Origin of the sequence: Latilactobacillus sp. VITA-14 (assembly GCF_046580785.1) — a bacterium.
GTDB classification, from domain to species: Bacteria; Bacillota; Bacilli; order Lactobacillales; family Lactobacillaceae; genus Latilactobacillus; species Latilactobacillus curvatus.
The window spans coordinates 1-740 of the sequence record NZ_JBJKTM010000042.1 but is presented as its reverse complement, the minus strand read 5'-3'; the positions used below and the strand labels follow the sequence as shown (position 1 = coordinate 740).

At 48.5% G+C, this 740-nt stretch carries 1 rRNA gene (running past one end of the window); it reads left to right on the top strand.

The features are described 5' to 3' along the window. Positions 1-740 (top strand): 23S ribosomal RNA (locus tag ACF1X7_RS10075) (its annotated part extends 564 nt beyond the left edge of the window); the annotation flags it as partial.

Here is a 740-nt window from a genome sequence, read left to right as displayed (position 1 = left end):
GAATGCACACGACTGGAAATGTGTATCTAAGCAACAAGTCTTGAGTTGAGTGAAATGCTTGATTCTTTAAGGACAAGTTGTGATGGGGAGCGAAATTAAGTAGCGAAGTTCCTGATGTTACACTGCCAAGAAAAGCTTCTAGTGAGAAATAAACTACCCGTACCGTAAACCGACACAGGTGGTCGAGGAGAATATCCTAAGGTGAGCGAGTGAACTCTCGTTAAGGAACTCGGCAAAATGACCCCGTAACTTCGGGAGAAGGGGTGCTGACCGTCAGGTCAGCCGCAGTGAATAGGCCCAAACAACTGTTTATCAAAAACACAGGTCTCTGCAAAATCGAAAGATGACGTATAGGGGCTGACGCCTGCCCGGTGCTGGAAGGTTAAGAGGATGAGTTAGCGTAAGCGAAGCCCAGAATTGAAGCCCCAGTAAACGGCGGCCGTAACTATAACGGTCCTAAGGTAGCGAAATTCCTTGTCGGGTAAGTTCCGACCCGCACGAAAGGCGTAATGATTTGGGCACTGTCTCAACGAGAGACTCGGTGAAATTATAATACCCGTGAAGATGCGGGTTACCCGCGACAGGACGGAAAGACCCCATGGAGCTTTACTGTAGCTTGATATTGAGTGTTTGTACAGTTTGTACAGGATAGGTAGGAGCCGTAGAAATCGGAACGCTAGTTTCGATGGAGGCGTTGGTGGGATACTACCCTAACTGTATGACCACTCTAACCCGCGCCA